Below are 24,372 nucleotides of genomic sequence, written 5' to 3'. Positions count from 1 at the left end.
AACAACGTAATTAGGGCGAACAAAACCCAGCCGTTATGCCTTTATCGAAAGGAAAGCGGCTAGGTTTTAATTACTTGATGAGCCGTTAATTACTTCTTTTTAGGGGCTAGCACCATGATCATCTGGCGACCTTCAATCTTCTTAGGGAAAGATTCAACCACAGCAAGTTCTGCAGTATCTTCCTTAAGACGATTTAGAACGTCAACTCCGATGTCTTGGTGTGCCATCTCTCGGCCACGGAAGCGAATTGTTACCTTCACTTTGTTGCCTTCTTCAAGGAAACGCGTCAGGTTGCGTAGTTTTACCTGATAGTCTCCAATATCAGTTCCAGGACGGAATTTTACTTCCTTGATCTGGACCTGCTTTTGCTTCTTCTTCTGCTCTTTAGCAGTTTTGCTCTTCTCGAAGAGGAACTTACCATAGTCCATCACACGACAAACAGGTGGCTCGGCGTTAGGACTGATCTCAACGAGATCCATACCAGCTTCTTCAGCAGCTGCAATGGCTTCTTGAATCGATACAACACCAACTGATTCACCGTCAGCGCCTGTTAGTCGAACTTCACGAATACCACGAATTTCACCGTTGATACGGTGCGGGTTTTGTTTTACCGGCTGTTGGCCACGTCTTCCGCCTTTAATAGCTTATTCCTCCAGATTGAGCTTACGGCTAGAGATCTCGTCTTGGATGTATGCAATAAAATCATCCACTTTAAATTTACCAAGATCTTTACCTTTACGAGTACGTACTGCAATTTCGCCAGCTTCCATTTCTTGGTCACCAACAACAAGCATATACGGTACACGCTTCAAAGTATGTTCGCGGATTTTAAAGCCAATCTTCTCATTTCTCAAGTCCGCTTTAGCTCTAATTCCACTTTTTTGTAGTTTTTGTACTATTTCTTGAACATAACCTGACTGTTTATCAGTAATGTTCATAAGAACTGCTTGTTCTGGCGCCAACCAAGTTGGGAAGAAACCAGCATATTCTTCGATAAGGATACCAATGAAGCGCTCTAGTGAACCTAGAATCGCACGGTGAATCATTACCGGTACAAGACGTTCGTTATTTTCACCTACATAAGTAGCGCCTAGGCGACCTGGTAGGTTGAAGTCTAGCTGGACAGTACCACACTGCCAAGCGCGGTCTAGACAATCGTATAGTGTGAATTCAATCTTAGGACCGTAGAACGCACCCTCACCTTCTTGAATTTCGTATGGGATATCCATCGATTCAAGAGACTGCTTCAATGCTTCTTCAGATTGATCCCAGATTTCATCTGAACCTACACGTTTCTCTGGACGAGTAGACAGTTTCACTACGATGTTGTCGAAACCAAATGTTTGGTACGTATCGTACACCATCTTGATGCAGTTTGTTACTTCTTCTTGGATTTGGCTCTCAGTACAGAAAATGTGAGCATCATCCTGAGTAAAGCCACGTACACGCATAATGCCGTGCAGTGCACCAGATGGTTCGTTACGGTGACATGAGCCGAACTCTGCCATACGTAGCGGTAGGTCGCGGTACGATTTTAGACCTTGGTTGAAGATCTGTACGTGACCTGGACAGTTCATTGGCTTAATTGCGTATTCACGGTTCTCAGAAGAAGTTGTGAACATTGCATCAGCGTATTTATCCCAGTGGCCAGAGCGTTCCCAAAGAACACGGTCCATCATTAGCGGACCTTTTACTTCTTGGTAACCGTACTCATCTAGCTTAGCGCGGATGAATACTTCTAGATCACGGAAGATAGACCAACCATTGTGATGCCAGAACACCATACCCGGTGCTTCTTGCTGCATGTGGAATAGGTCTAGTTGCTTACCAATCTTACGGTGGTCACGCTTCGCTGCTTCTTCTAGGCGAGTTAGATGTGCTTTCAGTGCTTTCTTGTCGTGGAAAGCCGTACCGTAGATACGTTGAAGCATTTTGTTGTCGCTGTTACCACGCCAGTAAGCACCTGCCACATTCAATAGAGTGAAGTGTTGACAGAAGCTCATGTTAGGAACGTGAGGACCACGACACATGTCGATGTATTCTTCATGGTGGTAAAGACCTGGACGATCATCACGAGATACGTTTTCGTCTAGGATTTCCACTTTGTATGGTTCGCCACGTGATTCAAACGTATCACGCGCTTCCTGCCAGCTTACTTTTTTCTTAACAACTTCGTACTTGGTTTTCGCTAGCTCTTTCATACGCTTTTCAATCTTTTCAAGATCTTCTTGCGTTAGAGACTCATCTAGGTCGATATCGTAGTAGAAGCCGTTGTCGATGGTTGGACCAATCGCCATTTTAGCTTGTGGGTAAAGCTGCTTAAGAGCGTGACCAAGAAGGTGAGCACAAGAGTGACGAACGATTTCTAAACCGTCTACTTCATCTTTTACTGTGATGATTTCAAGGCTTGCGTCTTCTTCAATTAGGTCACACGCATCAACGCGGTTACCGTTTACACGACCAGCGATCGTTGCTTTTGCAAGACCAGGACCGATCGATTGCGCAACTTCCATAGTAGAAACTGGGTTGTCAAATTGACGCTGACTGCCGTCAGGAAGAGTAATAATAGGCATGCTATGTCCTTTACAGTGGTGTTGCACACCAAGCAACACATGTTATTCAAATTAGAAGCTATTTGTTGAAAATAGTTAAGAGTCAATAAAGGCCTCTCGGTAACACGAATACCGGACCGTTATCGAAAATGGGATTGTACCTAGCTCACATTTAGATTGCAAAGCGCGATTTTGTTTTATCATAAGAACTTAACCTCAGGCCTCGTCGCGACAATCTGATGATTCTTCTTAAGGGCTCACATCACTTGTAAACGGAGTTACCCCCTCCCAATAGAACTTGAATACACAACTGGTATAATAGTTCCTGATACATATTAACCAACACAGGACCCAGCACACCTAGTTCCACCTCAAAGTGCAATTTAGGTATATAGTTGTTTTATTGAGTAGTTTGCATGTAGGTGTTCATCATGATCTATTTCAAATCGCGCTTTATGGTGCTTCTAAGCACTTCGATATGCTGTGTACCAGCCATGGCATCAAATGACCTATATGGGCCGCTACGTTCTTACGCACAATCTCCGATGCAAGTGGTTAGCCATACCAATATACTGCGCTCAGGGCATAGCCTTCCCTCTGATTTTGTCGAAACCTATGGCTCAGGAACCGTGGCCAGTGTTTGGGCTCATACTGATGAATACGCACTGGATTATTACCACAACCAAATCGAAATTGGCAGCAAGTGGCAAATCAATAGCAGTTGGCAATGGGAACTCAATTATCGGTGGGTTTTTGCCGCTGATAACCATTTAGATGGACTGACGAAAAGCTTCCATAACCTTTTCGGTATCGGACAGAATGGCCGAGACAAAGTAGACAGAGATCGTTTTCACATTTCAATGCCGCAATATGATGTGCTAGAAGACGACTTCGAAGGACAAACGCTTGCCAACAACTTATCTACTTATTTGCAATATCAAGTGTTTCAGAATGAACATCACGGCCTATCTATTGGTGGCAGCTTATATTTTAATGATGTTGCTCACGGGACTTTTCAAGGCAGTAATTTCGAGCAAGGCTTCCAAATAAATTACAGTTATTTGAGTGACGCCCATGCATTTTACTCGATGGTTGGCATGACTTTTCGCTCAGATGATCGCGCCTTGCTGGATCTACCCTATCGGCATAATACGATTGCCGTTGCAGCTGGGTACCGTTATGCATTGGAAGATAACCACCACCTGATGTTTGAATACCATTGGTATCAAGGCTCAACAGAAGGACCCGCAGAGTTTGCTGATGCCTCTAATGAACTGGTATTAGGCTATCGATATCTCATGGAAAACTCCGCGCTTGAGTTTTTAGCCGTTGAGAACGCACGAAACATGGATAACAGTACCGATATCGCTTTCACAATAGGATATCGGTACATATTCTCATCAAGTTGATGAGAACTATAGATTTAGCGTTGGTGCAACCGCGGCAGCGACTTGAGCATCAGTTGCATTGATCGGTAACGTAAACGAGCGATATTGGTCACCAGCCAAGCTGAGCGAACGGTCAATCTCCGCCAAACAATGCATGACCTGCCCTTCCAGAATAAAAGAAAGCTCAATTTCTTTTGATGAGATAAAACCATTATTGCGGAACTCTAGCTCTTGATAAATTCCAGAGCGAGAAGCAAACGAGCCACCGCGCAAAAAGCCTTTTTCAACATCGGCTTTAACCATAGTGAAACCAGCTTGCTCGATCGCTTGAATAACGCGAGATGCTACTGGTAGTGGTTTCACTTCAATATAGTCACGGTCACGCGGGTCAATCGCAAAATCAATATCTAACGTCGTTTCAACCCAAACATGGCATTGATTTTTAAGTGCGCTAACCGCAGTAATTGGAGTTTCATCATGCAGTTTTAGCTCAAACGGAACCTGCTTCTCTTCATTAGGTTGAATCACAAAGGGGTCTACCGCCTTCAGCTGATCAATAGTGAACGTTTGGTAACTTACGCTATCATCCACTTCAACTTTCATCTCTGTGTTCAATTTAATCGTAATAGCATCAATTTGTTGTTCGACGTCTCCGCCTTTGATATGAACATGCCCTTTCAGCGTCTCTCCTTGAAACACGCTCATTTCGTCTAAAATCGTATCTACTTTTGCAGAACCGATCCCCAGTGATGCTTTCAATTTTTTAAACATGTTTTTCCTTTTTAGCGACTTTTCTTCTCATAATCGTTTGTTTACACAATTGTTTTATACTCTGCAAGCAATAGACCACAAGAAAATGTTCGAATTCCATCATCAATCCAAATAATGCTCAACAGCAAGAATCATTCAGCCCCACAATAGGATTGTTCTGTCACTAAGTGGTGCATTCGTCGAGAAATGTTTGCAATTTGTACCTAAATTAAGCAGTATTTGTATAGTCAAATAAAAGGGAATCATTATGTCTGCACCACTCTACATTCAAATCAAACAATTTATCCTCGATAAAATTGATGCTGGAGAGTGGATAGTTGGTCATCGTATCGCCACAGAGATTGAGCTTACCGAGCAATTTGGTGTCAGTAGAATGACAGTGAACAAAGCAATTCGGGACTTAGTTAATGAGGGCCGATTACAACGTCGCCCACGCTTAGGTACGTTTGTGTGTGATCCTGGTGAAAAGTCAGAATCTCCTCTGTTAGACATTCGAAACATTGCCGAAGAAGTCAGCGACCGAGGGCGACAATATAGCAGTAAAGTGCTCAAACAAGTTGCCATAAAAGCAGATGACAGCATTGCGACAAAACTCGGCGTCATGCTTGGCACAACGGTGTTTTACAGTGAAATCATTCACTATGAAGACCAAACGCCTATTCAATTGGAACTCCGCTGGGTGAACAGCCAATATGCCCCGAGTTATTTAAATCAAGACTTCACACAAATCACTCCGAATCAATACCTGTCAGATAATTGCCCACTCAGCGCTATTGAACACACCGTAGAGGCAATTGTGCCTGACGGCCGTATTAAGCAAGACTTAAAAATGCAAGCCAATGAGCCTTGCCTTCTCTTGAATCGCAGAACGTGGAGCCAAGATAAGTTAGTCAGTACCGCCCTACTTTATCACCCTGGTAACAAATATAAGCTGAGCTCAAAAGTGCTCATTTAATGACAAGATTGGTCCTCTAGATCTACGTTTTGATCACATTTTAGCAACATCAATCTTGTCAGTGTTCTTATTTTGCTCTATTTATTTGTATATACATTTAATGATACAAATAAACACAGGGACACAAAAATGGATTTGCTGATTGAAAACGCACGTCTGGTCACCATGCAGTCGGGAGAGCGCGGTTATCTGCCAACGTCTCCTGCTCGTATTGGCATTCAATCTGGAAAAATCGTTGCGATCAGCACCTGTGCAATTGGTGAAGACGAACCGCAAACCGAGTCTCTGCTGTCTGCCCAACATTACGCTCAGAGTATCGACCTTCAAGGCAAGTTAGTTCTGCCAGGTTTGATCGACTGCCACACTCATCTTATTTATGCGGGCAATCGTGCCAACGAATTTGAAATGCGCTTAAACGGCGTGCCATATCAAGAAATTTCCAAACAAGGCGGTGGGATACTTTCAACGGTGCATGCGACGCGTTCAGCAACCGAAGCGCAATTAGTTGAGTTAGCGTTGCCACGTTTAGACGGGCTACTCGCGAGCGGCGTCACTTCTGTCGAAGTGAAATCAGGCTACGGATTGACACTGAATGACGAAGTAAAAATGCTCCGTGCAGCCAAAATGCTTGAACAAGAGCGCAAAGTTAAAATCACCACTACACTTCTTGCCGCTCACGCCATTCCGCCGGAGTTCCAAGGCCGTGCAGATGACTATATTGAGCACATTTGTCAGGACATAATCCCTGTCGTCGCAAAGGAAGAGTTAGCCACGAGTGTCGATGTTTTTTGTGAATCGATTGGCTTCAATCTTGAACAAACAGAAAAAGTGTTTATAGCTGCAAAACGCCACGGCTTAAAGGTTAAAGGGCATACAGAGCAACTTTCGAATCTCGGTGGTACAGCCCTCACTGCGCAATACAACGGTCTGTCAGCGGATCACATCGAGTTTTTAGATGAGCAAGGTGTTAAAGCACTTGCTCGCTCAAACACTGTCGCCACTCTACTGCCTGGCGCTTTTTATTTTCTAAGAGAAACTCAGTTACCACCGATTGAGTTATTGAGGGAGCATAACGTGCCGATGGCAATTGCTACGGACGTCAACCCAGGTACATCACCGTTTTCTGATCTCACACTCATGCTGAATATGGCGTGCACACTATTTCGCCTTACGCCGCAAGAAGCACTGCGTGGTGTAACGCAACATGCAGCCAAAGCTCTGGGTTATCAAAACTCACGTGGCACCATCAAAGTAGGGTTTGATGCGGACTTCTCTATCTGGGATATCGAAAGCCCTGCAGATTTAAGCTATCAAGTCGGAGCAAAACGTCTGGTAGGTCGTATAGTAAATGGTGAATACATTTCACACGGAGGCCAATAATATGTCTCAATTCGACTTACACTCTCCCCTATTTCATTGGCAAGGCCGTCATGATGCCGAGGACGGCAAACTTGGTCAGCGAATTCATCACGTGGTTCAACGCCAGAAAGCAGATGAGTTGGGGGGCGTTGCGCATGGCGTCTCATTACTGGGTTTTGCTACCGACGCTGGCGTAGCCAGAAACAAAGGACGCATTGGCTCGAAAAAAGCGCCAGACTTAATCCGACGAGCACTCGCTAATTTAGCATGGCACCAAGACGTCCCACTATATGACTTAGGTACCGTGGTGTGCGAAGACGACTTACTGGAAGAGAGCCAATCTCTATGTGCGGCAACCATTTCAAGCGCACTGCCTCATACGCCTGTCATCGTGTTAGGTGGTGGGCATGAGATTGCGTGGGCCTCGTTTTCCGGCTTAGCGGAGTATTTTAAAGCGCACTATCCAGAGAAGAAGCCTAAAATCGGTATCATAAATTTCGATGCGCATTTCGATTTACGCGCATTCGAGAGCAGCATCGCCGACATCAAACCAAGCTCTGGCACCCCCTTCAACCAAATTCATCATTTTTGCCAACGCAATGATTGGGACTTTCATTACGCTTGCATTGGCGTAAGCCGCAGTAGCAACACTAAAGCGCTGTTTGAAAAAGCAGATGCGTTAAATGTTTGGTATGTAGAAGACAATCAGCTTTGCTACCTAAACCACAGTTATCACTTAACCCAGCTTCAACATTTTATTGACGACTGTGACTACCTCTATTTGACCATTGATCTGGATGTATTTCCCGCCGCAACCGCACCTGGGGTCAGCGCACCAGCAGCTCGAGGAGTTAGTTACGACACTATTGCCCCCTTTTTAGATCGAATTCTTCATTACAAAAATAAGCTCATGCTGGCTGATATCGCCGAATACAACCCTAATTATGACGTCGATAGTCAAACTGCACGCTTAGCTGCCCGTTTGTGTTGGGATATCGCCAACGCGATGGCGGAAAAGCAACACAAACCATAACGCATCCTAGATGCCACTTATTATTACGACCAAGCAAGTACTTGGTCATCACGAGAAACTAAAGGAGTCTGAAATGACACAGCGCCAGGGACAAGATCCACGACTTGATACAAGCAGAACAATTCGTGCACCTCACGGAGATAAACTGCGCGCAAAATCTTGGCTAACCGAAGCCCCTCTTCGTATGCTGATGAACAACCTCGATCCTGATGTTGCAGAACATCCACATTCGCTGGTTGTATATGGCGGAATTGGCCGTGCAGCACGAAACTGGGAATGTTACGACAAGATTGTTGAAGTACTTGAAAGACTCGAAGATGACCAAACGCTTTTAGTTCAATCAGGCAAGCCTGTTGGTGTTTTCCCTACCCATAAAAACGCCCCACGCGTGCTTATCGCAAACTCAAACCTCGTTCCTCATTGGGCAAACTGGGAACACTTCAACGAGCTCGATAAACAAGGCTTGATGATGTACGGCCAAATGACCGCTGGCAGCTGGATATACATTGGCTCACAAGGCATCGTCCAAGGCACATACGAAACATTCGTATCTGTTGCGAAAAAGCACTTTGACGGCGAAGCAAAAGGCCGATGGATTCTAACTGGCGGTCTTGGTGGTATGGGTGGTGCTCAGCCTCTAGCTGGTACGATGGCGGGCTTCTCCATGATTGCGGTAGAGTGTGATGAATCGCGTATCGATTACCGCCTACGTACAGGCTATGTCGATAAGAAAGCGACATCTTTAGATGAAGCGCTTGCTATCATCAAAGAATCAGACACACCAGTATCAGTTGGTCTACTAGGTAATGCAGCAGACGTTTTCTCTGAGTTGGTAGAACGTAATATCACGCCAGATGTAGTAACAGACCAAACATCTGCACACGACCCGCTCAATGGCTACTTACCACAAGGCTGGAGCATGTCTCACGCTGCAGAAATGCGTTTGCAAGATGAAGCAATGGTTGTTAAAGCAGCCAAAAAATCCATGGCAGTGCAAGTTCAAGCCATGTTAGAGCTACAAAATCGCGGCGCCGCAACACTCGACTATGGTAACAACATCCGCCAGATGGCATTGGAAGAAGGCGTAGAAAACGCATTTGATTTCCCTGGCTTCGTTCCAGCCTACATTCGCCCTCTATTCTGCGAAGGTATTGGTCCTTTCCGCTGGGCCGCTCTCTCTGGCGATCCTGAGGATATCTATAAAACCGACCAAAAAGTAAAAGAGCTAATTCCAGATAATCCACACTTACATAACTGGCTAGATATGGCGCGCGAGCGCATTCAGTTCCAAGGTTTACCTGCACGTATTTGCTGGGTTGGTCTAAAAGATCGTGAGCGTCTTGGTCAAGCATTCAACGAAATGGTGAAAAATGGCGAACTTAAGGCGCCTGTTGTCATTGGTCGTGACCACTTAGACTCTGGCTCCGTAGCAAGCCCGAACCGAGAAACAGAAGGCATGATGGACGGTTCTGACGCCGTATCAGACTGGCCACTATTAAACGCACTACTCAATACGGCGGGCGGCGCAACTTGGGTTTCACTGCACCACGGTGGTGGCGTAGGTATGGGCTTCTCGCAACACTCAGGTATGGTTATCTGCTGTGACGGCAGTGAAGATGCCTCAAAACGTATTGCCCGCGTGCTGCATAACGACCCAGCAACAGGCGTGATGCGTCATGCTGATGCGGGATACGATATTGCTAAACAATGTGCAGCAGAGCAAGGGCTAGATTTGCCAATGCTCAACGAAGAACTGAAGAAGCTCAAGTAAGGATGAAAGAGATGTTAAATTTAACGCTAAAGCCAGGTCATATTAGCTTAAACGAACTACGCCAAGTGAGCCGTTCACCAGTCAACCTTACTTTGGATCCTGAAGCCATTCCGGCCATTGAAGAAAGCACGCAAGTCGTGGATCGTGTCATCGAGGAAGATAGAACGGTTTACGGAATTAACACTGGTTTTGGTCTATTGGCTAACACACGAATAGCACCAGAAGATTTAGAAACTCTGCAACGCAGTATCGTTCTTTCTCATGCGGCAGGTATCGGTGAGTTTATGTCAGACGAAACGGTTCGTCTGATGATGGTATTGAAAATCAATAGTCTGTCTCGTGGTTTTTCTGGTATTCGCCTAAAAGTCATTAATATGCTGACCGACCTAGTTAACGCACAAGTTTACCCTTGTGTACCTAAAAAGGGCTCTGTTGGCGCATCAGGTGACTTAGCTCCTCTGGCCCACATGAGCACAGTATTACTAGGTGAAGGACAAGCTCGTCACAACGGTAATATCATTTCTGGGCAAGAAGCGTTAAAAATCGCAGGTCTAGAACCCATAACTCTGGCGCCGAAAGAAGGTTTAGCGCTGCTAAATGGTACCCAGGCATCAACAGCGTTCGCATTAGAAGGTCTGTTTATCGCGGAAGATCTTTTCGCTTCGGCTACAGTATGTGGGGCAATGTCTGTCGAAGCCGCTCTCGGCAGCCGACGTCCATTCGATCCGCGCATTCATCGTGTACGTGGTCATCGCAGCCAAATGGACGCTGCACTGGCCTACCGTCATCTATTGGATACATCAAGTGACATTGGTGATTCGCATACTAACTGTGAAAAAGTACAAGACCCGTATTCGTTGCGCTGTCAGCCTCAAGTAATGGGGGCGTGTTTGCAGCAAATCCGCAACGCCGCCGAAGTATTGCAAGTAGAAACGAACTCCGTATCAGATAACCCGTTGGTGTTTGCTGAAGATGACGACATCATCTCTGGCGGTAACTTCCACGCTGAGCCTGTTGCAATGGCAGCTGACAACCTAGCACTGGCGATTGCTGAGATCGGCAGCCTGTCTGAACGTCGTATGGCATTGCTTATCGATAGCGCATTATCAAAATTACCACCGTTCTTAGTTGATAATGGCGGTGTGAACTCTGGTTTCATGATTGCCCAAGTCACCTCTGCTGCGCTAGCAAGCGAAAACAAAACGCTCGCTCACCCAGCATCAGTAGACAGCTTGCCAACATCAGCAAACCAAGAAGATCACGTGTCAATGGCAACCTTCGCGGCTCGCAGATTAAAAGAAATGGGGGAAAACACTCGCGGCATTCTGGCGGTCGAATACCTCTCAGCAGCACAAGGCCTAGACTTTAGAGCACCAAACAAGTCTTCTGAGCGTATCGAGATTGCCAAACAAATGTTGCGTGAAAAAGTATCGTTCTACGATAAAGATCGCTACTTTGCGCCGGACATTGAACAGGCCAATACTCTGCTTAAGCTGGCTATTCACAACACGCTTATGCCAGAGAGTCTGTTACCAAGTGTTCAGTAATCCAGCATTACCAGCACTTAATCTAAAAACCGGATGATAATTTGAAGGCTCCACGTTTAGCGTGGAGCTTTTTTATCTCCTCATTAAACGTATTCCCAGCGATCTTTATGAACACTTGCATATTGTTATTGCTATACTTTTAAAAATAGCCGACGTAATAAAGTCGCTGTTTATTGCTTTCACAAATAAAAGCGTTGCTAAAGTATGCGTTTTTAACGATTTATCCGCCGAAATAGTGTCTTATTGTTAGGATACGGTGAAGTTTTCACTGGATGGACCATTGCTACGCAGATATTCGCATATAATCCCACACAGTTTTGGTTACTACGTAAAAATTATGTTTCTAACACCTTATTTTTCAAACACTAATCACCAGTTTCAGTTCACTCGCGAACAAGCAAGCCACTTTGCAAAACGTGTCGCAGGTGACTACAACCCAATCCACGATGAAGACAACAAACGCTTTTGTGTCCCTGGGGACTTACTTTTCGCAGTACTTCTTAGTAAAGAAGGCGTCAGCCAAAAGATGCGTTTTAACTTCTCTGGCATGGTAAACGATGGTGTAGCACTTCATATTGAAAATAAGTGTGAAAAAGAAAGCGCCGTTGTTGACAAGGCCGGTAAAGAATACTTACACATGTCCCGTGAAGGTGAGACTAACCACGATCCCGCATTTATTGAGCATGTCGTAACAAATTACGTGCAATTCTCTGGCATGAACTTCCCTCACATCATGGTTCCTCTTATGGAAGAGAAGCAAATGATGATCAACTGCCAACGTCCATTGGTTATTTATGAAAGCATGGAAGTTGAATTTTCACGCTTAGACCTTACACATCCAGAAGTGGATTTCACTGGCGCAACATTCGACGTGGAAGGTAAACGTGGGGTAGTCACCTTAAACTTTGCGTTCAAAGAAGACGGTGAAGTTGTTGGCAAAGGCATCAAGCGCATGGTTGCAAGCGGCTTGAAACCATATGACCAAGAAGCGGTTGATGACCTTGTACGCCGTTTCAATGAACGTAAGGATGCATTCCTAGCAAAGTTCGTTAAGGCAGCCTAATCGACTGCCCTATCAGAAGCGCTCAAAAAACGTGTTTACTAAAAGAAAGCCCAACGTCGATCGTTGGGCTTTCTTTTTATGTCTCATCCAAATAAAACTAAACGCAATGCTTAGATCCAGCGGCGGACGTGGTTTTTGTAATCCACATACTCTTCACCAAACAATCGCTCTAGAACACGTTCCTCTGGCTTGATTTGAAATCGATTCATATAACTGACAAATACAACGCTACAAAGCACCACACTCAAGTGCTGCCACCACAAACCAATTGCAATGATTAGAAGCAGTAGCGCCATATACATCGGGTTGCGCGAAAAAGAAAATACGCCAGTTCTCACCACGGAAGAGGCCGTGTCAGGCTTTACAGGGTTAACCGTCGTTTTTACTTTATGGAATTCATACACACCAGCAATGCCCATATAACCAGAAAGCAAAGTTAACCCACCAACCACAACCTCGACAAAGGGCACGCTAATATTCAGGCTCGGCACCAGAACTGTCAGTCCATACATGAGTAGTATGACCAACAAAAACACCGCAACAGGTGGGACTTTGAGTTCAAGTTTTCTCAAGATTCATATCCTTTGAAATTGTTGTATGTGACTTCTAAAAAAGCCCAGTAAAACTGGGCTTAATTTGATGTGATTATATCAAAGTTAACAGCGCCTGAACGGGATGTTTGGGCTTTGTTCCTTCAAAGCGTTTCACTTGGCTGCGGCAAGAGTAGCCAGTAATCAAACATCTCTCGTTATCTAACTTATCTAGGTTTGGCTTCCAGCTTAAATTGTAAATGTCTTTCGACATCGACAACTTATCGACCTCGTGACCAAACGTACCCGCCATACCACAACAACCAACTGGTACCGTATTTAAAACCGCACCAAAGTGAGCAAAAATAGCGCCCCACTCTTTTTCTGCATTCGGCATTTTGGTTTTTTCAGTACAGTGCGCAAACAGATACCAAGGTTCCTGCGCCTTATGCTCTCCGCTTTCAAACGCTTCTAGTCTTGGGTAAAGCCATTCGTGGGCCGTCAGTACATCGAAATCACCTCGCTTACTGCCAAGTACTTCAGCGTATTCATCTCGATAACACAGCACTAAAGCAGGATCGACGCCAACTAATGGAATATCCAAATCCGCTACCATCGCCAAGAACTTCGCTGTATCAGCTGCTGTATCCTTAAACTGACGTAGAAAGCCTTTAATGTGTTGTGCTTTACCATTCGGCTTAAATGGCAGAAGCACCGGATGCATGCCCAGCTTTTTCAATAATTTAACGAAGTCTTCTACAACATCGGCGTCGTAGTAGCTAGTGAATGGGTCTTGAACAATTAAAACATGCTTGCTCTTTTCAGACGAAGACAAACCGCTGAGCGCTTGCAGATCATAAGGGGTTGTCAGCGACTCTACTCGCTGTTTCAATGTAGGTACTGATAACAACGGCGCATCGACATACCCAACTGTTGAAGCTGTTAAGCTCTTGACCCACGACTGCTTCAAAACACCATTTACGACACCTGGCGCTTTCGCCATCATCGGCAGCATAGTCTCTATGTTCGCAACCAGATAATCTTTTGCTGGACGTTGGTAACGAGAGTGATAAATGTTTAAAAAGCGTGAGCGGAAGCTCGGAACGTCGACTTTAATCGGACACTGGCTCGCACACGCTTTACACGCTAAACAACCATTCATCGCTTCATACACTTCGTGGGAGAAATCGTATTCGTGACGACGATTGATAGAATGACGTACGCGGTCAATCATGGTTTTGATTGATGTTTTGTTTTCTAGCGTTTGCTTTTCTAAGTCAAGAATATCAATACCTTGCTCAGTAAGCTGACGCAGCCACTCGCGAACCAAACCCGCACGACCTTTGGGTGAATGACGACGATCGGCTGTTACTTTCATCGATGGACACATTGGCGAGCTGGTATCGTAGTTAAAACACAAACCGTTCCCGTTACACTCCATCGCTTGCTTAAAGCTGTCACGTACTTGAACGTCAATCTGACGATCGAAGTAACCACGTTTGGTATCGGTAACTTTTACTAACTCTGCATCACTATCAAGCGGCGTACAGATTTTGCCCGGGTTCATTTTGTTGTGTGGATCGAATGCCGCCTTCACACGTCTCAGCTCAGTAAACAACTCATCGCCGAAAAACTCAGGGCCATATTCTGAACGGAAACCTTTGCCGTGTTCACCCCACATCAAACCGCCGTATTTCGCCACCAGCTTAACCACTTCATCAGAAACTTCGTGCATCAATGCTTCTTGGTGCGGGTCACACAGATCCAACGCAGGACGCACATGCAGCACCCCTGCATCCACATGACCAAACATGCCGTAATTCAGCGATTTACTATCTAATAGTTCGCGAAACTCAACAATGAAATCAGCCAAGTTTTCTGGTGGTACACAGGTATCTTCAGCGAATGCGACCGGTTTAGCGCGGCCTTTTGCTGCGCCTAACAAACCCACCGCTTTTTTACGCATGTTGTAAATACGCCCGATACTCGCTACATCGTTACAGACTTGGTAACCGATGATGCCCGCTTCTTCTGTTTCCAGCATGGTATCGAGCTTGGCGGTCAGCGCTGCAACCTGCGCTGCAACTTCTTCTTCGTCCTGACCTGCATATTCCACCATATTGATGCCAAGCATCTCTTTATTTGGAACATCGGTAAGCAAATCACTCACGGTGTGCCAGACGATATCTTGCTTCGCGAGATTAAGCACTTTCGAGTCAACGGTTTCTACAGATAGCGCTTTCGCTTCGACCATCAACGGTGCATTACGGAGCGCAGAGTCAAAGCTGTTGTATTTAACGTTAACCAAAGTACGTGCTTTCGGAATTGGCGTCAGATTTAGCTTCGCTTCGGTAATAAATGCCAATGAACCTTCCGCGCCACACAGCACTCGTGTGATATCGAAACGGCCACCGTCTTCATTCAAGGCATTTTTTAAATCGTAGCCCGTTAAAAAGCGGTTAAGAGGAGGGAATTTATCTACGATCTGCTGGCGTTTTTCACGACATACGGATTCCGTTACTCGTAGCGCCTTGGCAGCAAACTCGCCCTCTTTTGGGTAACCATGAGACAAGTCCGACTCTAAAATTGAACCATCAGCAAACACCGCTTGTAACGACAATACATGATCGGATGTTTTTCCGTATTTCAGAGAACCTTGACCAGAAGCATCAGTGTTGACCATACCGCCAATCGTGGCACGGTTACTGGTTGATAAGTCCGGAGAGAAGAAGTAACCGTAAGGGCGAACCGCATCATTTAACTGGTCTTTCACTACACCAGTTTGTACACGAACCCAGCCTTCTTTCTCATTAATCTCAAGCACTTTGTTCATGTGGCGAGACATATCCACCACAATACCTTTGGTTAGCGACTGACCATTGGTCCCTGTGCCGCCACCACGAGGTGAAAAGGTAATTCGTTCGTACTTTTCTTTATTGCTCAGTTTCCCGAGGAGAGAAACATCTTCTGTCGTTTTGGGATGAACGACAGACTGAGGAAGTTGCTGGTAAACACTGTTGTCAGTGGCAACCGCTAGTCGGCTTGAATATTGGCTTTCGATATCACCAGTGAATCCGGCGTGCTCAAGCTCTTTCAGAAAACTAAGAACAAGAGGATCGACATCAGTTTGCGAGTGTAATCTTGGTAACATTTGCTTCCTGCCCTACGACGCTGAATCCGATCAGCTGCGGGTTATGTAATTATTTGCTCACTTATCATACAAGTTGGCGTTCAGCGAAACAAAACACCACAAAAGAGTAAGTGAAGTAATATTCTTTGAATTTCGTCACTTTACAACATTTAAAAAGACGAGCAAATCAGAATCTCGATACAATAATTAAACTTATGCTTTATTTTTTCACGCTTGATGCCTTACATTGGGGAACGAATCGCGTTTCTAGATGAGTTTTCAGAATGAAAAAAAATAAAATTGTGACCACTGAAGATATCCTTCTCAAACTTTGCCAGTCTGTTTCTGGCGTCCTAACTTCGGCGACATCTTCTCAAGTAAATTACTCTGCAATGGTGCAAAAAATCCACAAGACTAGCCTCAAGCCAGATTTTGGCTGTTTTGTTCTGTTTGATGGCGGGTTTACCGGGCTGGTCGTAATTAACTTTACGGCAAAAGCCGCATTAGAGATCTACACCAACTACATGCGTAATATGGGTATGCCAGAAGAAGAACTGGCAATATCTCATACTTCTGACGAGGTGGGAGATGTTCTGGGTGAGCTAATGAACCAACTGGTTGGAGATTTCACCAATAAAATTCGTAAAGAGCTGCAAACGAACATCACACAAAACCAGCCAAAAATGATGGCGCTGAATAAGCAAGTCATCTTACAAGTTGATACCAACCTTGACCGCCCTCAAGCTCGCCGAGTGACGTTCTCCACCGAAAATAACAACATTTTCTATCTGGAGTTAGCGATGGACAAAACTGAGTTCATCCAACTAGAAGAGTTTGAAATCGCAGAAGACGAAAATCCAGACGATATTTTAGAAGCAACACGTAAAAATATGGCTGAGAAAGAATCTAAATCGTCGAGTTCGAACGATGACGCCGATGATTTACTCAACCAGCTCGGGTTGTAATTCCAACTAATCTTAATGAAGAATGGCTTCTTAGACACAAGTACGACTTCATACTGATTATGACGAACTAAAACGCCTAGCCTCGCCTTCCGCGGGGCTTCTTTTTATGTCCATAAACCACCTTCACTCCCACCTTGTATTTCGTTTTTATGTCAAAAAAGGTAATATGTCTGACTTCATAAATTTTCTGCTTTCGTTACTGGTTGTCGATGGATAAACAAAAAGCTCTGAAAAAAATCGCCAAGTGCTTAGAACTGGGCAATTCCGCTAATGTTAATGAGGCTGCCAATGCTATCAAAATGGCACATCGCCTCATGCTCAAATATGGTCTGGATAAAGACGATATTGAGTTTATCAGAATGGGGAAAACACAATCTTCCCACCTACTACCAGCGAATATCAGTTCTACCATATTGCGAGTGATTCGCGGCATTAACACTAAATTCGGTGTTGAAGCGGTGTTGTTGAATCACAAAGGGCTCAAACGTGTCGAGTTTATCGGTGAAGCAGATCGCGCGATTTTTGCTGCATTTGCTTTCGATATTATTTATCGCGAGATGAACGAAAGTACCGGACAATTCCGAAACAGCTTCGCAGGTACGGGCACCTCTTCTCAAGAGGTGACTCGCCGCGTGAACTCATTTGTATCTGGTTGGGTAGAGGGCGCGATAGAGAAACTTCCAGTCATTTCCCCAGACGAAGAGTCGGCCAACAAAATCAATGATTATATTGATAAAGAATTCCAAAACATTGACCGCGAAACCTTCAAGAAGCAACTGAAAGAAGCGATGAAAAACCTAACCGAAGACTACGAAGTGGGCTTGAAAAAAGGTAGAAGAGTCTCCGTTAACCGTGGTGTTGGCGGCGAGCAAGCGCGTAAAATGTTGGGCAATCCATCGAAATAACCAGAGCAGCAATTGATTGACGTAGGTTCCAATATTCCAATGTTATTGGGACCTACTTTTTGAAGTTGTGATAGTAACGATAAGAATTTTCTTACAGAAACTCTTATCAATCTTACTTTCTCATAACAAATATCAATGCTTACTTATTCATAATTTGCATCCCATTATGAGGCATGGTTTCGCCTCAGTTTTATACGGAGATTTTCCCTTGAAAAAGATGCCTATTGCACTAGCTCTAGTGCTAGCTCTTACTGGCTGTCAAGCCACTCAACGCCAAAATGCAACAACGGGTGAATACGAAACTAACTCAACCACGCAAGGCGCGCTTATTGGTGCTATCGCTGGTGCAGCAATCGGTCTAGCAACGGGCGATGACGCTAAAGAACGCCGTCAGCATGCACTCATTGGTGCGGCCGCAGGCGGAGCGACTGGCGCTGGCGTTGGTTACTACTTTGACCAACAAGAAGCAGAATTGCGTCGCGCTTTGCTAAACTCTGGTGTACAGGTTCAGCGTGTTGGTGAGAACCAGCTTTTACTGCGTATGGAAAATGGTATCGGCTTCTCTTCAAGCTCTTACCAGCTTGATGCTAGCATTCATAATACGCTACGCGGTGTTGCTCGCATCTTGGTTGAATACCCAGATACCAGCCTTGTTATCGACGGTTACACTGATAGCACGGGCAGTGAGTCATACAACCAAACGTTGTCTGAGCGTCGTGCAGAGTCCGTACGTCAATTCCTAGTATCTCAAAACGTTGCACCTGGTCGTGCAATTGCACGTGGCTACGGCGAACGTAACCCAATTTGCTCAAACCAAACTTCTGAAGGTCGTGCGTGCAACCGTCGTGTTGAAATCCAGATCTTGCCACTGAAGTAATTTGGTTGCACCATAGCGGTAATAATAAAAAATTACCGGAGCAGGCCTAACCATAATCGTTAGGCCTGACATATCAATGTCTGTCAAAACGTCTGCCCTACTCTGCTTATTTAGCCTCAGCTTTTCTGGTTACTCGCTTGCCTCTCAAGCTCCAAATGACCCCATAGAACAATACGAGTACGCACAACAATTATTGGCATCAAACAAAGCTGAAGCCTCACCAGAAACGCGCTACTGGCTAGAGCAATCCGCCAACCAAGGTTACCTCCCTGCGCAAAAACAGCTCGCGAACGACTTTGCTGAGGGGATATATGGCGAAAAGAATGAAACACAAGCATTATATTGGCTAACCTCTATCGCACTCAATGACCCAACCGATCGTGGCTTTCTTCTCGCCGATTTTATTCAGCGCAATCCAGATAAGGTCACAACTTCTCAATTGACTGAAGCCTTGTATCGAATGGCTTCTCAGCATAATCCAGCAGCAGAACAAGCTTATAATCAACTGTTAGAGCAGCGCTTCAACCAACTGCGAGCTAAGCAAGTCTCGCAAATAAAGTCGCTCGATAAAAAGGCTGAGCAAACACTAGAAGAGAAAAGCACAGTTGCAAACCCCAAAGTAGAACACTCGCAGTTTCTATGGCTGATTTGGCTAGCGGCGATACTCATCATCTGCGGCTTAAGTTTTCTCGTGATCAAGAAACTTAAGCAGAATAGAAAAGCGCGTGAAGCCAAAGAGGAAAGCCAAAATCAACGAATGGCGGAAAAAATAAAAGAGCTAGAGTTTACGAACAAGCAACTGAAGCGTCAGTTAGAGAAAGTATTCAGAGAATTTAAGAAATCCAAAACTCAGGCAGAAAACCATAAGCTAAGCGTCGCGTGTGCTATGTTTGGCTACACACCACAAACCATCCCTGATTTACAAGCAATCAAGCTACGCTATAGACAGCTATCAAAGCTTTATCATCCGGACACAAGAGGCAGTGAAGAAGAAATGAAGCGACTCAATCATGCCTTTAAGCTTGTCTCACAAAATGTTACAAAACAGTAAAAATCGGTAAAGATACTTTGGCTAGCATGCTTTTAGACCCATATAATCAAGCGCCGCAATCGATCTCCCTCTCAAACAAATTAACAGACATTTAACTTAAGTCTCGCTTTTATGCCATAATGCTCAGCGCAAAATAACACCTAACGACTCAAATTAATCTAGGTGGGGAGAAAATCAATGTTCACTGAAGAAGGCACCTGTGATTGGTGTAAAAAACCTAGTCTTGTAACTCGTCACGATTATTTAGATGGCAAGCACCATTACTCATGTAAAGCTTGTTACGACATGGCAAAAATCGACGTGCGCCTATTTAACCAAGGCGAATTGCAAATGCGCGAACGCTTGCAACGAGCGAGCTAAGCAAGACGGAATCAACGGAACTGATTTTCAAAGGCGCCTTTTAAGGCGCTTTTTTGATCGGCCAAGCCCTATTTCCAATCTCTATCTCGTATTCCCTCCTATCCTACATAGCATGTCGCATCGGTTATCAGCCCCTCTCCTACTGTATACAAACCACTGTCCGTGAAACAACACCTGTATATACAGTAGTGAACCCCTGTATGTCTCTCGTCCAATCTTCTACTCATCTCACATTTTTAAATTGATGTTAGACATATCAAAAATAAAAAATAACCAAATAAATTCAAAGCTTTAAAATATAATCCTTTTGTTTTTTTCTCAAAAAAACGCAAATGACTTTTGAGAAACGGGTTGATCAGGTCGTCAAAACAGACTACTGTATACACATACAGCATGTATAAAGGAACAGTAAGATGCAGTTACAAAGTCAATCTCATACATACTCTCGTTACAACGTATTGGCACAAGCAACTCAGCCCATGGCCGTTTCGGATCAGCTTCTATCTAAGCTGGCTGTTTTATCGCAGCAGAAACAATGGATTTTGTTTACAGCAGACTGCCCTCGTCCAGACTTTGAACAACTCACTGCTTCTAATATTTGCTGTAGAAACGTGATTCAAATGAAGCCTTCTCAACAGCTTTCAGAAGTCGAGATCGTGATCAAAGCCATCCGATCAGGCAATGCCAGTGCTGTTGTAGCATCAAATAAAATTGCACTTATGAATCAATCTATGTTGCGCGACATGGCGCAGCGCTATCAGTGTGAAGTCTTTTTCGTCGAAGGCAGAGTTAATAAGTACCACTAATAAGTTCGACGTTATCCATCCTGCATCTCGCCTCCTTTTTAAGGGGGCTTTTTTTGTATTAAAGAAAACAAGCAAACGTTTGCTTTTTATCTGGCGAGTTAAAATAGTTCTGGTATGATGCCCACATTCGATTTATTCAGCGCCCACATTTTGCTGAATATCTTCTCTTTCTGACGTTTGATTAAGATGATAGGAATGTCGCAATGAGCCTTGCTAATCAAGTACTTGCCGTCAATGACGACCTGCCAATTCGCACCCATAAACCCGTTCATAGCGGAAAAGTTCGTTCAGTTTACTGGTTAACTGAAGAAGACAGTGCCCGACTGATCAAAGAAAAAGGATACGATGTCGCTCCAGATGCGCCTTTGGCTATCATGGTGATTAGCGACCGAATCTCTGCATTCGATTGTATTTGGCATGCTGAAGGTGGTCTTAATGGTGTCCCAGGTAAAGGGGCTGCGCTTAATGCGATTTCTAATCACTGGTTCAAACTGTTCAAAGAAAATGGCTTAGCTGATAGCCATATTCTAGACATTCCTCACCCTTTTGTTTGGATTGTACAAAAAGCCAAACCGGTAAAAATAGAAGCCATCTGCCGCAAATACATCACGGGTTCGATGTGGCGCGCTTACGCAAATGGCGAGCGCGAGTTTTGTGGAATCCAACTTCCTGAAGGGTTAGAAAAAGACAAAGCACTGCCAGAGTTGCTCATGACCCCATCCACAAAAGGCATTCTAAAAGGTATTCCCGGTGTGCCAGAAGCGGATGACGTGAATATTACTCGTCAAAACATCGTAGACAACTACGAAGCATTTAACTTCTCAAGTGCCGACGATATCGCACTCTACGAAAAACTGCTGAAAGAAGGCTTTAACGTTATCAGCCAAGCGTTAGAAGAAATCGACCAAATCTTTGTCGATACCAAATTCGAATTTGGTTATGTTCATGATGCTGCTGGCAATGAAAAGCTGATTTACATGGATGAAGTGGGTACACCAGACTCGTCTCGTATATGGGATGCTAAAGAGTACCAAGCAGGTCACATCGTAGAGAACTCAAAAGAAGGTTTCCGCCAGTTCCTACTTAACCACTTCCCTGACCCAGATATCTTGCTAAACAAAGAACGTATGCCAGAGCGCGAAGCACTCGCTCGTGATAATGCTTTACCCGTCGAATCTTTGATGGCGATTTCGAGCACCTACATTGATATTGCCGAGAAGATTACAGGAAAGCCGATTAATTTGAGTGAGAATCCGAAAGCGGAAATCATCGAAGTACTGAGCAAAGAATACGGATTGATTGACTAGCACTGTCGCTAGATTAGCTAAACGCTTTCCAATAAAAAGTCCGCACTAGCCTGCGGACTTTTTTCGTATTAGGCTCAGTTTAGCCGATATTTAACGTAGTACCATCAGTTGTGGAGGCTGACTTGGTCGTCACCTGATATGTTTTGTCTTTAATCGTTGATACGAAATACCAGGTCGACTCTGCCTTGTCGGGCGTAAAAGTAACGCGCATAAAGCCACGCTGTTTGATGTCTGCCCACTGTAATTCTGACACTAAGTGCGGCAACGTGTATTCCATTTGAGCGATCGCAACAGGATCTAACGCTAGGTAGGCCTCTAGCCCAGGGGAACTCACCGAGCTAGTTGCAAACTCTATCCCGATAGGATGCTTAGATACGTCTTTAAGCTCACTTGCCCATGCGTTGTGCGTATCTCCTGCCAAGCAGACAAAGTTACCACTGCTGGCTTTGGCCAGTTGATAAACTTTCTCTCGCTCAACGTAGTAACCATCCCATGCATCTAGGTTATATGGCAAAGCAATGGTATCTAAACTTGGGTCAAAGAGATAACCCGTAATCGCAGAGTTTACCGCTAATAACGCCTCTGTTTTTTGGTCTTCAGTGGCAGTAAACAATTGAAACATAGCGGTCATCACCGAACTTGGCAGCTCCATACGAGACATTAACACTTGTTGCCCTAGCACATTCCAAGTTGCGTCGTGCGTACTGAACGCATCCATCAGCCAAGCGAGTTGGTCAGCGCCTAACAGCTCTCGGTCTTCACTGCGCGACTGAGCAACTAAACCGCCAATAGCTTCCATCTTTGGAGAGCTGAGCGAGAAGTAATCCAACGGTTTATCACGCCCCACAAGTCGCGTGTCGAGCATCATCAAATTGACTAAACTTCCAAACGAAAACTGACGGTAAATCAGCATGTTTGAGAAAGTGTTTTCACGAACGGGCAACCATTCTGTCCACGCGGCAGCCGCAGCTGCACGACGATCATTAAAGCTGCCTTCCTCTTCTTGATGGTTTTCCGCACCATTTTTCCAAGTATCATTTGCAAGCTCATGGTCATCCCAGACAGCAATCATTGGTAGGCTCGCATGTAACGCTTGCAGATCAGCATCTTGGCGATATTGCGCATACCGTTTTCGGTAATCATCTAAGGTAATACATTCAGTGCCTTTGCTTGGCTCTCGCCCTAGTGCCTCAGCATCTTCACTAGCGTAGCCACCAGCACCATACTCATAAATGTAATCACCGAGATGAAGCACCACATCAAACGGGTCTTGTTCATGTTGATTTAAGATCTCTCGATACACATGGAAATAGCCTGCAGGATAGTTTGCACAAGAAACAACAGCCATGGATGCCTTTTCTACACCATCCTCTGGTAATGTTTGAGTTTGCCCGACTTCGCTAGTGACATCTCCAACCATGAATCGATAGTAGTAGCGAGAATTTGCGTTGAGATTTTGAACATCGACTTTTACCGTGAAATCTCGGCTCGTGTCTGTGGCAAAAGTGCCACTTTGCACGATATCAGTAAAATTTTCGTTAGATGAAACTTGCCAGCTTACATCTGCGTAGCTTGCTGAGGTCGTAACACGAGTCCAAATGATTACTTGTGTTTGAGTAGGATCTCCACTCGCCACTCCGTGCTCAAAGGTAACCGCAACAGATTCACTAGCATCGCTATCACAGCCCACCAGCCCGGTAACAATCGCCGTTGAAGAGGCAGCTTTCATAAAGTCTCGACGAGACAAAGACATATTGACTTCCTTTCTTATTGTGTTTGTTTTTATGCCCAAATGACGTGGTGACTCAATCATCCTTGTGTGCCAATAAGGGACGTTAATTCGAACTTACAGTACCAACCACTTAGTCGGTAATTTGTCCTAAAAACACAAAGTTAGAAGCTAGTTATGACAATTGCATTTCCAAACGTTACATTTTTGTTAATTTAAGTGCAAATACTCTATATTCATCACACTTCCAAGACCTGTGACAAAAACCTCAAA

At 44.7% G+C, this 24,372-nt stretch carries 20 protein-coding genes; 14 read left to right on the top strand and 6 right to left on the bottom strand.

What is annotated here, in order from left to right; genetic code table 11:
- Positions 1–89: 89 nt before the first annotated feature.
- Positions 90–641, bottom strand: coding sequence for a translation initiation factor IF-3 (gene infC, locus LIX84_RS17240; protein ID WP_074191168.1), 552 nt, complete (start codon positions 639–641; stop codon positions 90–92).
- 3 nt (positions 642–644) lie between these two features.
- On the bottom strand, positions 645–2,573 hold the full coding sequence (gene thrS, locus LIX84_RS17235) for a threonine--tRNA ligase (RefSeq protein ID WP_005395892.1): 1,929 nt from the start codon (positions 2,571–2,573) through the stop codon (positions 645–647).
- Between the two features lie 410 nt (positions 2,574–2,983).
- On the opposite strand from thrS, the gene LIX84_RS17230 reads away from it, so the two are divergent.
- Positions 2,984–3,961 (top strand): DUF3187 family protein, encoded by a 978-nt coding sequence (locus LIX84_RS17230; RefSeq protein WP_226421825.1) that lies wholly within the window; start codon positions 2,984–2,986, stop codon positions 3,959–3,961.
- A gap of 6 nt (positions 3,962–3,967) precedes the next feature.
- Here the strand turns inward: LIX84_RS17230 and LIX84_RS17225 are convergent, their stop codons facing one another.
- Positions 3,968–4,711, bottom strand: coding sequence for a sporulation protein (locus LIX84_RS17225; protein ID WP_152812314.1), 744 nt, complete (start codon positions 4,709–4,711; stop codon positions 3,968–3,970).
- 247 nt (positions 4,712–4,958) lie between these two features.
- On the opposite strand from LIX84_RS17225, the gene hutC reads away from it, so the two are divergent.
- From hutC to LIX84_RS17195, 6 genes are all read left to right on the top strand, one after another.
- Positions 4,959–5,666 carry a histidine utilization repressor gene (gene hutC / locus LIX84_RS17220; protein ID WP_006743323.1) on the top strand — a complete coding sequence of 236 codons (708 nt, stop codon included), beginning with the start codon at positions 4,959–4,961 and terminating at the stop codon, positions 5,664–5,666.
- 129 nt (positions 5,667–5,795) lie between these two features.
- On the top strand, positions 5,796–7,046 hold the full coding sequence (hutI, locus tag LIX84_RS17215; protein ID WP_226421824.1) for an imidazolonepropionase: 1,251 nt from the start codon (positions 5,796–5,798) through the stop codon (positions 7,044–7,046).
- A 1-nt stretch (position 7,047) separates the two neighbouring features.
- Complete coding sequence (gene hutG, locus LIX84_RS17210) at positions 7,048–8,058, top strand: formimidoylglutamase (RefSeq protein WP_226421823.1); 1,011 nt, start codon at positions 7,048–7,050, stop codon at positions 8,056–8,058.
- A 73-nt stretch (positions 8,059–8,131) separates the two neighbouring features.
- Positions 8,132–9,829 (top strand): urocanate hydratase, encoded by a 1,698-nt coding sequence (hutU, locus tag LIX84_RS17205; protein ID WP_005395885.1) that lies wholly within the window; start codon positions 8,132–8,134, stop codon positions 9,827–9,829.
- Between the two features lie 11 nt (positions 9,830–9,840).
- Entirely contained in the window at positions 9,841–11,376 is a 1,536-nt protein-coding gene (gene hutH, locus LIX84_RS17200; RefSeq protein ID WP_226421822.1) for a histidine ammonia-lyase, read from the top strand.
- Positions 11,377–11,713: 337 nt separating this feature from the next.
- Entirely contained in the window at positions 11,714–12,439 is a 726-nt protein-coding gene (locus LIX84_RS17195) for a DUF3581 domain-containing protein (protein WP_226421821.1), read from the top strand.
- A 110-nt stretch (positions 12,440–12,549) separates the two neighbouring features.
- Here the strand turns inward: LIX84_RS17195 and LIX84_RS17190 are convergent, their stop codons facing one another.
- Together LIX84_RS17190 and ydiJ are read right to left on the bottom strand one after the other, a co-directional pair.
- Positions 12,550–13,011, bottom strand: a complete 462-nt coding sequence (locus LIX84_RS17190) for a methyltransferase family protein (protein ID WP_053807257.1) — start codon at positions 13,009–13,011, stop codon at positions 12,550–12,552.
- A 73-nt stretch (positions 13,012–13,084) separates the two neighbouring features.
- Positions 13,085–16,120, bottom strand: coding sequence for a D-2-hydroxyglutarate dehydrogenase YdiJ (gene ydiJ, locus LIX84_RS17185; protein WP_226421820.1), 3,036 nt, complete (start codon positions 16,118–16,120; stop codon positions 13,085–13,087).
- A gap of 263 nt (positions 16,121–16,383) precedes the next feature.
- Between ydiJ and LIX84_RS17180 the strand changes: the two genes are divergently transcribed.
- The 7 genes from LIX84_RS17180 (at position 16,384) to LIX84_RS17150 (ending at position 22,370) form a co-directional block, all read left to right on the top strand.
- Positions 16,384–17,064 carry a DUF3334 family protein gene (locus LIX84_RS17180; RefSeq protein ID WP_006742601.1) on the top strand — a complete coding sequence of 227 codons (681 nt, stop codon included), beginning with the start codon at positions 16,384–16,386 and terminating at the stop codon, positions 17,062–17,064.
- Positions 17,065–17,273: 209 nt separating this feature from the next.
- On the top strand, positions 17,274–17,969 hold the full coding sequence (locus LIX84_RS17175; RefSeq protein ID WP_005395879.1) for a DUF2786 domain-containing protein: 696 nt from the start codon (positions 17,274–17,276) through the stop codon (positions 17,967–17,969).
- A 217-nt stretch (positions 17,970–18,186) separates the two neighbouring features.
- Complete coding sequence (locus LIX84_RS17170) at positions 18,187–18,846, top strand: OmpA family protein (protein WP_005377956.1); 660 nt, start codon at positions 18,187–18,189, stop codon at positions 18,844–18,846.
- Between the two features lie 76 nt (positions 18,847–18,922).
- The gene (locus tag LIX84_RS17165) at positions 18,923–19,897 is read left to right on the top strand and encodes a J domain-containing protein (RefSeq protein ID WP_226421819.1); all 975 of its coding nucleotides are present in this window, start codon (positions 18,923–18,925) and stop codon (positions 19,895–19,897) included.
- Between the two features lie 177 nt (positions 19,898–20,074).
- Positions 20,075–20,257: a hypothetical protein gene (locus tag LIX84_RS17160; RefSeq protein WP_005377960.1), complete on the top strand. Its 183-nt coding sequence runs from the start codon at positions 20,075–20,077 to the stop codon at positions 20,255–20,257.
- A 413-nt stretch (positions 20,258–20,670) separates the two neighbouring features.
- On the top strand, positions 20,671–21,063 hold the full coding sequence (locus LIX84_RS17155; protein ID WP_048626264.1) for a SulA-like leucine-rich domain-containing protein: 393 nt from the start codon (positions 20,671–20,673) through the stop codon (positions 21,061–21,063).
- A 203-nt stretch (positions 21,064–21,266) separates the two neighbouring features.
- Positions 21,267–22,370: a phosphoribosylaminoimidazolesuccinocarboxamide synthase gene (locus tag LIX84_RS17150; RefSeq protein ID WP_226421818.1), complete on the top strand. Its 1,104-nt coding sequence runs from the start codon at positions 21,267–21,269 to the stop codon at positions 22,368–22,370.
- A gap of 79 nt (positions 22,371–22,449) precedes the next feature.
- Here LIX84_RS17150 and LIX84_RS17145 read toward each other — a convergent pair whose 3' ends face one another.
- Positions 22,450–24,123, bottom strand: a complete 1,674-nt coding sequence (locus LIX84_RS17145; protein WP_226421817.1) for an alkaline phosphatase D family protein — start codon at positions 24,121–24,123, stop codon at positions 22,450–22,452.
- Between the last annotated feature and the right edge of the window lie 249 nt (positions 24,124–24,372).

This window comes from Vibrio sp. E14, assembly GCF_020515785.1.
Classification (GTDB): Bacteria; Pseudomonadota; Gammaproteobacteria; order Enterobacterales; family Vibrionaceae; genus Vibrio; species Vibrio diabolicus.
Note: the sequence above shows the minus strand (reverse complement) of the source record. Positions and strands in the feature narration are given on the sequence as shown.